We start from the raw sequence: 10553 nt of genomic DNA, 5'->3' as shown, positions 1-10553 counted from the left end.
GGGCAGGGGCCTGTCGAAGAGCGGGACGGGGCGCCTGTCGAGGTGCGGGGCAGGGGCCTGTCGAGGTCGCTTCTGGTCGGGCTGGTCGTCGGCGCGGGTCAGTGCAGGTTGGCGTCTCGGGCTATGAGGCCGGCCTGGGTGCGGTTGGCGCAGCCGAGTTTGTCCAGAAGGCGGGAGACGTGGCCCTTGACGGTCGCCTCGCTGAGGTGGAGGCGGCGGGCTATCTGCGCGTTGGACAGGCCCTCGCCCAGGGAGGCGAGCACCTGTGTCTCCCGTTCGGTGAGGCCGCCGAGGAGTGTGCGCGTCCGGTCTCGGTCGGACGCGCGGCCGGTCGCGGTGCCGACCAGGCGCATGGTCGCGGCGGCCGACATCACCGTGTGCCCGTCGGCGGCGACCCGCACCAGTCGTGCCAGGTCTTCGGGCGGCGTCGACTTCAGCAGGAAGCCGACTGCGCCGGCGCGGAGTGCACGGATCACGTACTCGTCGGCGTCGAACGTGGTCAGCGCGACGACGGCGGGCGGGGAGCGCAGCGCGGCGATCCGCTCGATGGCGGCGAGGCCGTCGACGCCCGGCATCCGCAGGTCCATGAGAACGACGTGCGGGCGGTACCGGACGACGGCCTCCACCCCGGCGGCCCCGTCGTGCGCCTCCGCCACCACCTGGAGGTCGTCGGCCGCGCCGAGGATCGTGCGCAGGTGCGCGCACACCATCGGCTCGTCATCGACGAGCAGCACCGTGATCTGGGTTCTCCTGCCGGGAGTGGCCCCCTCCGCCCCGCCGGTGTTCATGGTCGGCGCGCACTCCTTCGTCCGCTGGGCCGCCGCTGCCCGTGCCGGGGACGCCTCCCGGACCTCCCGATGCTCATGAGGCGGGCCCCATGACCGGCACGTAGGCGGGCAGGGACGCCGCCACGCGGAAACCGTCCCGATGCGGGCCGGCGGTGAACGTGCCGCCGATCAGCTCGACGCGTTCACGCAGCCCGGCGAGGCCCGCGCCGGAGCCGCTGGCGGCCAGTTCGGCGTCCGGCTCGCGGGTGGGGGCGGCGTTGCGGATGCTCAGCTCGACGCTGTCGGCGCGGTAGTGGACGTCCACGTTGACGGCGGCGCCGGGCGCGTGCTTGCGCGCGTTCGTCAGCGCCTCCTGGACGACCCGGTACGCCGTGCGTCCCACGGCGGGCGATGCGGACGGCGGATCGCCGCGCACCGCCAACTCCACCGGGACACCGGCCGTCGTCGACTCGGCGACCAGGGCGGACAGGTCGGGCAGCGGTTCCGCGGGGCCATCACCGGGGCCGCGGCGGAGCAGGCCGATCACGTCGCGGAGCTCATCGAGGGCCTGGCAGCCGGTGCCGCGCAGCTCCTCGGCCGCTGCGCGGGTGGGCTCGTCCGGCGCCCGGACGCGCAGCGCCCCCGCCTGCAGCACCATCAGCGTCACCCGGTGCGCGACGACATCGTGCATCTCGGCGGCGAGCCGGGCGCGCTCCTCCGCGCGGGCCTGCTCGGCCAGCAGGTGCTGTTCCCGCTCGGCCCGCTCGGCCCGCTCGGCAAGCCCGTGCACGACGCGACGGCGTGCGGCCGCGTACATGCCGAGCAACGCCCCGCCGGCGACCACGCCGACGCTGCGGAAGACCATCGCGTCGACGCTGCCGGTCTCCGCGGCCGTGAAGGGCCGCATGGCGGAGTCGGGGAGCACGTCGCCGAGGAACCCGATGGGCAGGAGCAGTGCGGCGATGGGCAGCCCGCGCATCCAGACCCGCCGACCGCCGTCGTGGGGGAACGCCGTCACCGCGTACGCGGCGAGCGGCGCCGTGGGCGGCCACCAGACGGCCGGGCCGAGGCTGTGGTCGGCGTCCGTCCGCAGCAGCGTCCCGGGTGCGGCCAGTTCGACGAGCCAGACGAGGACGGCCACCCCGGCGGTGATCCAGCCGACCGTGAGCGGAGCGCGGCGGCGGAACAGCAGGGCGAGGACGGGCAGGAGGAGCAGCACCGGCATCGCGCCGCCGCGCCAGCGGACGATCGTGTCCGGACCCGCGATGGTGGACGAGGTGAACGCCGCCCCGGACAGCACGACGACGACGTCGGCGGCCAGGTCTCGGGGCCGTCCGGCGGGAAGGAGCCGCGCGAGGGCGGGAAGCGGCGATGGCGGGCGCACATCACCACCGTACGCAGCCCGGGGGGCGCCGCCACCCCTACGAAAGTCGTGTTCCCGCGCCGTTCGTAGGGGGCGGTCACGACCTTCCGCGCTGTCGCGGGCCGTCCCGTCCGGCTGGAATCGGCGGCATGATGCTCAAGCTCGCGCTCCGGGGCCTCGCCGCGCACCGCGCCCGCCTGCTGATGTCACTGGTCGCGGTGGTCGCGGGGGTCGCGTTCGTCGCCGGCACGCTGATCTTCTCCGCCACGCTGGACCGCTCGTTCGACCGCGCCTTCGCCGACCTCGGCCGGGGCACGGACGTGATCGTCCGCTCGCAGCGGGCGTTCGAGCCGGGGCTGGGCGAACGGGCGGGGGAACGTCCCGTCCCGGCTTCGGCGCTGACGGCCGTCCAGGGGGTGGACGGCGTGGCGAAGGCGCACGGGGAGGTCAGCGGGTTCGCCGCCGTCGTCGACCGGTACGGCCAGATCGTCGGCGCGGAGCCGCAGACGGGCGTCGCCTGGGACGGCGACCCCGACCTGTCGCTGCCGCGCCTGACGTCGGGCCGTCCACCGTCCGCCCCGGACGAGATCGCGATCGACGTCGCCACCGCCCGCGACGCCGGCCACCGGATCGGCGACCGGGTCACGGTCGCGCTGCTGTCGGGCACCCGGACGTTCCGGCTGACGGGACTGTTCGAGGTCGGCGACTCGGCATTGAGCGGCCAGCTCTCCATGACGGCGTTCGCACCGAGCACCGCGCAGCGCCTCCTCTCCGACCGGCCGGGGACCTACGCACGGATCGTCGTGCACGCGGACGAGGGCGTGTCGCAGCAACGGCTCAGGGACGCGGTCGCGACGGCGCTGCCACCCGGGCTCGAAGCGATCACCGGACGGCAGGCCGTCGACGAGCGGGCGGCACCGGTGAAAGCGGCCCTCAACCTGATCCGGAGGTTCCTGCTGGTCTTCGCCGTCATCGCGGTGTTCGTCGGCTCGTTCATCATCTTCAACACGTTCGCGATGCTGGTGAGCGGCCGGGTCAGGGAGCTGGCGCTGCTGCGCTCGGTCGGGGCGTCGCGCGGGCAGGTGACGCGCTCGGTCCTCGGCGAGGCGGCCGGGGTCGGGCTGACCGGATCGGCCATCGGCCTCGCGGTCGGCGCGGGCGTCGCGCTCGGGCTGTACCGGCTGTTGACGGTCGTCACGAACGGTGAGGTGCTGCCCTTCGGGACGCCGGTGGTGTCCGCGCAGGCGGTGATCGCGTCGTTCGCGGTGGGGACGCTCGTCACGCTCGCCGCCGCGTTCATCCCGGCCCAGCGGGCATCGCGGATCCCGCCCGTGGCCGCGCTCCGCGAGGAAGCCGCCTCCCGTCGGCCGCTGCGACACCGCATCGTGGGCGCCGGCATCGCGTTCGCTGCGGGCGGCGGCCTGGTCACGACCGGTCTCGTATCGGACGAACTGGCCGCGACCGGCGCCGGTGCGCTGACGCTCTTCGTCGGGGTGATCGTGGTGTCACCGGTGCTGAGCGGTCCGGCGATCCGGCTGCTGGCCTGGCCGTTCGCGCGGTTCGGCGGAAGCGCGGGCCGGATGGGCGGGCGGAACGCGCTGCGCGATCCCCGGCGGACGGCGGCGACCGCGTCCGCGCTCGTCATCGGGCTGGCGCTGATCGCGACGGTGTCGGTGATCGTCCAGTCCATGGCGGCATCGGTTGACCGGCGGTTCGATGCGGACCTCACCGCCGACTACCAGGTCACGGGGCGCAGCCAGATCACGCCCGTGGCGCCGGACGCCGTGCGGGCGATGGCGGAGGTCCAAGGCGTCCGCTCCGCGATCCCGATCCGTACGGCACGGTTCGAGCTGGACGGCTCTGTGCGGACGGCCGCGGCCGGCAAGCCGGGCGAACTGCTGAACCATTTCCGCCTGCCGCTCGAGTCGGGCTCCTCGTCCCCCCGCGGCGACGAGTTGCTGGTCGGCCGCAGCGTCGCGCGGGCCGAAGGCTGGACGGTCGGGAGCACGGTCACGGGCCAGTACCAGGACCGAGCCAAGCGAACATTCCGCGTCGCGGGGATCTACGCCGACCGTCCGTCCATCACCCCGTCCGCGCCCAGCATGATCATCAACTGGGCCGGCTACCGCACGCACGACCCGAATGCGCCCATCGACCGCATCGAGATCAACGTGACGACCGCGTCCGGGGACGCACTGGAGGCGGCGCTCGCCCCCTGGCCCAACCTCCGGCTGAAAGACCGAGCCCATATCAAGGCCGACGCCGCGGGGGACATCAACCTGTTCCTCAACCTCGTCCTCGGGCTGCTGGTGCTGTCCGTGATCGTCGCCGCCCTCGGCATCGTGAACACGCTCGCGCTCGCGGTGACCGAGCGGACCCGGGAGATCGGCCTGCTCCGCGCCGTCGGCATGCAGCGCCGCCAACTCCGCCGGATGATCCGCTACGAGGCGGTGGTCGTCTCGCTGTTCGGCGCGGTGCTGGGCGTGGCCACCGGAATCCTGCTGGGCATCATCGTCCAACACGCGATGGCGGCAGGGGACAGCGGCATGGAGGTGCTCGCCATCCCCTACGGCCGGCTGGCGATATGCGTGGCCGCAGGCGCACTGATCGGCGTCATCGCCGCCGTATGGCCCGCCCACCGCGCCGCCCGAATGAACGCCCTACAAGCGATCACATCCCAGTAACCACCCCGCACCCCGCCAACCCGGTCATGGACGCCGCCGAGCCCGCCGAGCGATCACATCCCGAGTGAATGGACGCGGCCGAAGCGCATGAAGTCGCCGGCGTCCAGCCTCGCGTCCCGGGGGTAGTTCGAGGTCAGGCCGCCATGTCGGAGGTGCAGCGGGCGGGGACGGCCGTCTGAAGGGCTTGGAGGCCACGCGCTATCAGCGGGTTGTTGCGACTGCCGCGCCGTACGCAGGTCAGTACGCGGCGCTTCGGGACACCGTCACCGGTCAGCGGAACCCGGGTGACCGGCTGGTCGGACGGCCCGCCGGCCAGCCGCGGCACGAGCGAGACTCCGAGACCGTTGGCGACGAGCGCCCAGATCACCGACCAGCTGATGGCGTGATGGGCGAACCGGGGGGTGAACCCGGCGGCGCCGCAGTACGCCAGCACCTGCTGATGGTGGGCGCAGACCTCGGGCTCGACGCTGATCCAGGTCTCGTCGGCCGCGTCCTCCAGCCGAACGCCGGTGCGGCGCGCGAGCGGATGCCCGGCCGGGACGATGAGGTCGTACGCCTCCTCCAGCAGCGGCTCGCGGTCGAAGCGCGGGTCGCCGGGCGGCGGCGCATCGGGGGTGGGCTCGATGACCGCGATGTCGGTCTCCCCTGCGGCGAGAAGCCCCATGGCCACATCAGTGTCGCATTCGCGAACCTCGACGCGGAGGTCCGGGTCGTCCCGCAGCAGGATGCCCGCGGCCGGCGCGACGAGCCCGCCGACCGCCGTCGTGAACCCGCACATGCGCAGCGGCCCGGCGGCCCCGGCGCGGTGCGACTCGAGGTCGGCGAGGGTCTCCTCCCACTTGGCCAGCAGCCCGTCGGCGTGCTCGATCAGCACCTGCGCGGCCGGTGTCAGCCTGACCTTGCGGCCCTGCGGCTCCAGGAGCGGCACCTTCAACTCCCGCGCCAGCTCGCGCAGCTGGTGGGACACCGCCGACGGCGTGAGATGCAGCGCCTCCGCCGCCGCCGTGACCGTCCCCTGCTGGTGGACGAGCCGGAGCATGTGCAGCCGCCGCAGATCGATCATGTAAACATATTGCACGATTCGGTGCGGAAATCTGAAATGGACCGCAATAGTCGTCCGGTTGCAGACTGCTGAGCATGAACGAGAGCACGCTTGTCTCCCAGCATCTCACCAGCGAGGGCATCGTCGTCTGGACCCGCTGCTCCTGCGGGCGGCTCCGCATGGACCTCATACCTCACGCGGGGTCTCGGCGCCTGACGGCCGGCCCCTGCCCCCACGGCACCAGCCAACGTTGACGATCCTGCACCGCAGCCCGCCGACCGCCGCATCGAGCAAATGCAAGCGGACCGGGCCGGCGCGCCGAGCAGGCCCTCCAGGAACGACCTGATCATCAACCCCGCGGACTCGCCCACCGCACCCCAGCGCACCTCCTACCGCACGCGCAGCATCTCGCACCGCAGCGCACCTCGGAGCGCACGGCACTTTGCCCGGGGCGTGCCGGGCGGGGGCGGGCGGTCGGTTAGTTGAGGGTTACCTCGTAGTGGAGGGTTCGGTAGTGCTTCAGTTTGTGGGCGAGTGGCACTGCGAAGCCCTGCAGGAGCGGGTGTTTGCGGGCCAGTAGTCGGCGGATCGGCTGTGATTCGTCCTCGGTGAGCAGGCGGACGCGGCCGTGCACCGCCGGGCCGGTGACCTTGCCCCGGAAGGTGCTCGGGGCGAGTTCCACCTCGGGGTTGCGCGCCAGCCGCTTCGTCTTGAACGCCTTGTCGTAGGTGCGGAAGTAGGCGTGGTCGCCGCGCACGACGACGTTGACCGGCGTCCCGACCGGCGTTCCGTCCTTCCGGTAGGAGGTCAGCAGGACCGTCCGCTGCTGCTTCAGTCTCTCGAGCGTCGATGTCGTGTTCATATCCAGAAGACGGGATACCCGCCCCAGGACGTGACATCACCGCAGGCCGGCCGCTGAGGAGGCGTGTCCATTCCCGGGTGGCCTTCTCGGGCATGTGTCCGCGGCGGGAGGTCGCCCTGGCATGTGTCCGCGGCCGGGAGGTCGGCCCAGGTTTGTGTCCGCGGCCGGGGGCGTTCCTCGCTGGGGGTCAGCGTAGGGTGGCGGCTTCGGTGGCCAGTTTGCGGATGTGGTTCCAGTCGCCGTTGCGGACGGCGTCGGCCGGGGTCAGCCAGGAGCCGCCGACGCAGCCGACGTTCGGCAGCGCGAGGTAGTCGGCGGCGTTCCCCGGGCCGACTCCGCCGGTCGGGCAGAACCGGACCTGCGGCAGCGGGCCGGCGAGCGACTTCAGGTAGGCGGTGCCGCCGGCGGCCTCGGCGGGGAAGAACTTCATCGCCGTGAGCCCGCCCTCCAGCAGCGCGATCACCTCCGACGCGGTGGCGGCGCCCGGCAGGAACGGGAGTCCGGTCGCGACCATCGCCGCCTGGAGCCGGGGCGTGCAGCCGGGGCTGACCAGGAACCTGGCGCCGGCGGCGGCGGAGCGTTCCGCGTCCTCGGGGCGGACGATCGTCCCGGCGCCGATCACCGCGTCCGGGACCTCGGCGGCGATCCGGGTGATCGCCTCCAGCGCGGACGGGGTGCGCAGCGTCACCTCGATCACCGGGAGCCCGCCCTCGACGAGGGCGCGGGCGAGCGGGACGGCGGCCTCCGCGTCGTCCAGCACGACCACGGGGATGACGGGCGCGAGGTCGAACAGGTCTTCGGCGATCATGCGGGCTCCATGTCGGGCAGGCTCTGCGCGAGCCGGACGGCGGCGCCGACCAGGGCCGGGCCGGGGTGGACGATGAGGGCGGTCGGGATGGCGCGCATGTAGTCCTCGACGGGAGGCTTCCCCTCGAAGCGGGCACGGAACGAGCTGTCCCGCAGGACGTCCGCGATGCGCGGCAGGATCCCGCCGCCGAGGTAGACGCCGCCGCGGGCGCCGAGCGTGAGGGCGGCGTTGCCGGCGAGCGACCCGAGCAGCCCGCAGAACATGTGCAGGGCCTCGTCGCAGCGCGGGTCGTCGCGGCGTTCGCTGATCTGCCGCGCCGTGAGCTCCTCGCCGGGATCGCCGTCGAGCGTGCCGAGGTACCGGTGGATGCGGGCCAGGCCGGCGCCGGAGAGCAGATACTCGGCGGTCGCGGCGCCCTTCTCGGCCCGCAGGAGACGTGTCACCTCGATCTCCCGGTCGGTCGCCGCCGGGACGTCGACCTGCCCGCCCTCGCCGGGCACCGGCACCCAGCCGGACGGCGTCGGGATGAGCCCCGCGACGCCGAGACCCGTGCCGGGGCCGACCACCGCGAGGGGCGCATCGGCGGCCGGGGCCCGGTCGCCGATGAGGATCAGATCGTCCGCGCCGAGGCGCGGGAGGGCGTAGGCCAGGGCCTCGAAGTCGTTGATGATGTCGAGGTGCGGCAGGCGGAGGTGGGCGCGCACCGCGTCGAGCGTGCCCTTCGGCCAGCCCGCGTTGGTCAGGTGGTAGGTCCCGTCGGCGACCGGGCCCGCCACGGCGAGGCATGCCGCGGACGGACGCACGCCGACCGCGTCCACATACGCGGCGGCGGCCTCGGCGAGGCCGGGATGATCGCGGGTGGGGAGCGACCTGACCTCGGACGGGACGCCGTCCGGGCCGTCCACCAGCGCGAACCGGGCGTTCGTCCCGCCGACGTCGGCGACCAGCCACACCCCGCTCATGCGCTCCTCCCGCCGAGAGGTGCCCGCCACGTCCCGCGGCCGGCCGCGCTCATGCCCGCCTCCTGCGGGGAACTCGCCCGCCGGTTCGCCCCGCTCATGCGAACACTCCGGCGCCGCGCTCGGCCGGGCCCACCGCGTTGCGGAAGGTCTGGAAGAGTTCGCGGCCCGTGCCGTAGGTCTGCCCGGGCGCGTGGACGGCGGGCTCGCGCGCCGCGAACTCCTCGTCCGGGACGAGGACCTCCAGGACGCCGGCACCGGCGTCGAGGCGGACGACGTCCCCGTCCCGGACGCGGGCGAGCGGCCCGCCCGCCGCCGCCTCCGGTGACACGTGGATCGCGGCGGGCACCGCCCCGGAGGCGCCCGACATACGACCATCCGTGACCAGCGCGACGCGGTGGCCGCGGTCCTGCAGGACCGACAGCGGCGGGGTGAGCCGGTGCAGTTCCGGCATTCCGTTCGCGCGGGGGCCCTGGTTGCGGACGACGGCGACGACGTCCCGGTCCAGCTCCCCGGCGGCGAACGCCTCCTGGAGCCGCTCCTGCGAGTCGAACACGCGGGCGGGCGCCTCGATCACCCGGTGCTCCGGCTTCACCGCGGACACCTTGATGACCGCGCGTCCGAGGTTCCCGCGCAGGGTGCGCAGGCCGCCGTGCGTGTCGAACGGCTCCGCGACCGGGCGCAGGACGCTCGTGTCGCCCGACTCGCCGACGGTGTGCCGCCATTCGGCCTTGCCGTCGACGAATTCGGGGACCTTCCGGTAGTCGTCGAGGGTGGCGCCGCCGACCGTCCGCGCGTCCGGGTGCAGGAGTCCGGCGTCGATCAGCTCGCCGATGAGGAACGCGGTGCCGCCCGCCGCGTGGAAGTGGTTCACGTCGGCGGTGCCGTTCGGGTAGAGGCGGGTGAGCAGCGGCGTCACCGTGGACAGCTCGTCGAAGTCGTCCCAGGTCAGCTCGATGCCCGCCGCCGCGGCCATGGCGACCAGGTGCAGGGTGTGGTTCGTCGAGCCGCCCGTGGCGAGCAGGGCGACGACGCCGTTCACGAACGCGCGCTCGTCCAGCAGCTCGCCGATCGGCGTGTAGTCGTCCGCCAGGTCCGTCAGCTTCAGGATGCGGCGCCCGGCCGCCTCGGTCAGCGCGTCCCGCAGCTTCGTGCCCGGCGGGACGAAGCTGGCGCCCGGCAGGTGCAGGCCCATGACCTCCATGAGCATCTGGTTGGAGTTGGCCGTCCCGTAGAAGGTGCAGGTGCCGGGCGAGTGGTAGGACGCGGCCTCGGCGGCGAGGAGCTCGTCGCGCCCGATCTCCCCGGCCGCGAACCGCTTGCGGACCTTCGCCTTCTCGCCGTTGGGCAGCCCGGACGCCATCGGCCCGGCCGGCACCAGGATCACCGGCAGGTGCCCGAACGACAGCGCCCCGATCACCAGCCCGGGGACGATCTTGTCGCAGACGCCCAGCAGCAGCGCGCCGTCGAACATGTCGTGGGACAGCGCCACGGCCGTCGCCATCGCGATGACGTCCCGGCTGAACAGCGACATCTCCATGCCGGCGCGGCCCTGCGTGATGCCGTCGCACATCGCGGGGACGCCCCCGGCGAACTGCGCCGTCCCGCCGGCCGACCGGATCGCGCCCTTCAGGATGTCCGGGTAGTCCTGGAGCGGCTGATGCGCCGAGAGCATGTCGTTGTAGGACGACACGATCGCGATGTTCGGCGTGACGTCGCCCCTGAGCCACAGCTTGTCCTGGACGCCGCACGCCGCGAAGCCGTGCGCGAGGTTCGCGCAGCCCATGCCGGTGCGCACCGGGCCCTCCGTCCGGGCGTCCCGGATCCGGCTCAGGTAGGCGCCGCGCGTTCCGGCGCTCCGCTCGGCGACGCGCCGGGTCACTGCCTCCAGCACGGGATGTACGGCCATAGAACGCTCCAGACCAGGGGGGATCTCTCGATCAGCAAGCTACCGAGACATAGGTCATCTCTTCAACCCCACTTATGAATTTCAGATGACAAAAGTTTGTATCTTGCGCCAACTGGACGCTCCGAACAGGGCCATGCTTGACTGGTCTGATGCCCCGCC

8 protein-coding genes are annotated in these 10553 nt (G+C 73.2%); 1 reads left to right on the top strand and 7 read right to left on the bottom strand.

Annotated elements, in window-relative coordinates:
- Window positions 1-98 precede the first annotated feature (98 nt).
- Both E1284_RS33645 and E1284_RS33640 read right to left on the bottom strand, forming a co-directional pair.
- Window positions 99-788 (bottom strand): response regulator, encoded by a 690-nt coding sequence (locus E1284_RS33645; RefSeq protein ID WP_131944198.1) that lies wholly within the window; start codon window positions 786-788, stop codon window positions 99-101.
- Window positions 789-861: 73 nt separating this feature from the next.
- A complete protein-coding gene (locus E1284_RS33640; protein ID WP_207924100.1) occupies window positions 862-2151 on the bottom strand; it encodes a sensor histidine kinase in 1290 nt (429 codons plus the stop codon).
- Between the two features lie 128 nt (window positions 2152-2279).
- On the opposite strand from E1284_RS33640, the gene E1284_RS33635 reads away from it, so the two are divergent.
- Window positions 2280-4814 (top strand): ABC transporter permease, encoded by a 2535-nt coding sequence (locus E1284_RS33635; RefSeq protein ID WP_165965528.1) that lies wholly within the window; start codon window positions 2280-2282, stop codon window positions 4812-4814.
- Window positions 4815-4947: 133 nt separating this feature from the next.
- On the opposite strand, the gene E1284_RS33630 is transcribed toward E1284_RS33635, so the two are convergent.
- From E1284_RS33630 to edd, 5 genes are all read right to left on the bottom strand, one after another.
- A complete protein-coding gene (locus E1284_RS33630) occupies window positions 4948-5877 on the bottom strand; it encodes a LysR family transcriptional regulator (protein WP_207924099.1) in 930 nt (309 codons plus the stop codon).
- Between the two features lie 457 nt (window positions 5878-6334).
- Entirely contained in the window at window positions 6335-6718 is a 384-nt protein-coding gene (locus tag E1284_RS33625) for a PPOX class F420-dependent oxidoreductase (RefSeq protein ID WP_131944196.1), read from the bottom strand.
- A gap of 187 nt (window positions 6719-6905) precedes the next feature.
- Window positions 6906-7526 carry a bifunctional 4-hydroxy-2-oxoglutarate aldolase/2-dehydro-3-deoxy-phosphogluconate aldolase gene (locus tag E1284_RS33620; protein ID WP_131944195.1) on the bottom strand — a complete coding sequence of 207 codons (621 nt, stop codon included), beginning with the start codon at window positions 7524-7526 and terminating at the stop codon, window positions 6906-6908.
- The gene (gene glk, locus E1284_RS33615; protein WP_131944194.1) at window positions 7523-8488 is read right to left on the bottom strand and encodes a glucokinase; all 966 of its coding nucleotides are present in this window, start codon (window positions 8486-8488) and stop codon (window positions 7523-7525) included. Before glk ends, E1284_RS33620 begins: the two co-directional genes overlap by 4 nt.
- Before the next feature lie 94 nt (window positions 8489-8582).
- A complete protein-coding gene (gene edd, locus E1284_RS33610; RefSeq protein WP_131944193.1) occupies window positions 8583-10394 on the bottom strand; it encodes a phosphogluconate dehydratase in 1812 nt (603 codons plus the stop codon).
- Window positions 10395-10553 lie beyond the last annotated feature (159 nt).

This window comes from Actinomadura bangladeshensis (genome assembly GCF_004348335.1).
Taxonomy (GTDB): domain Bacteria; phylum Actinomycetota; class Actinomycetes; order Streptosporangiales; family Streptosporangiaceae; genus Spirillospora; species Spirillospora bangladeshensis.
Note: the sequence above shows the minus strand (reverse complement) of the source record. Positions and strands in the feature narration are given on the sequence as shown.